1 protein-coding gene is annotated in these 344 nt (G+C 69.2%); it reads right to left on the bottom strand.

Annotated features, from left to right (window positions below; translation table 11 throughout):
- The coding region (locus HZF10_RS12015; RefSeq protein ID WP_176006467.1) for an FIDD domain-containing protein at positions 1–344 on the bottom strand (344 nt) is incomplete at both ends.

Genomic DNA, 344 nt, shown 5'->3' with positions numbered 1-344 from the left:
CCGCCGTCGATGACCGGGGTCACCAGGGGCTCCACGGTGAAGCTCACCGTGACCACCTCCGAACGGCATGGCGCAGGGTCAGGCGTCGGGCCCGTGCCCAGGTTGCTCACCACGGCGTACACCTGGCCGGTGCCGCTCTGGTAGGCCACGGCCGAAGCCGCGTCTATAGGGTTGATGCCCGCCGCCGCATCGTCCGCATCGGCGTAGTAGGTCACCACGAACTGCCCTGCAGGCTGCCCGTCGAGCACCGTAGCGTCGGCCTGGGTAAGGTCGAACTCGGCGATGCCGTCGGTAAGGTCACCGAAGTCGTCGCACTGGGCCGCGAAGGCATAGGCCGCCGCGGT

Source organism: Flavobacterium agri (genome assembly GCF_013401995.1).
GTDB classification, from domain to species: domain Bacteria; phylum Bacteroidota; class Bacteroidia; order Flavobacteriales; family Flavobacteriaceae; genus Flavobacterium; species Flavobacterium agri.
This window is presented reverse-complemented; position numbering and strand designations above follow the sequence as displayed.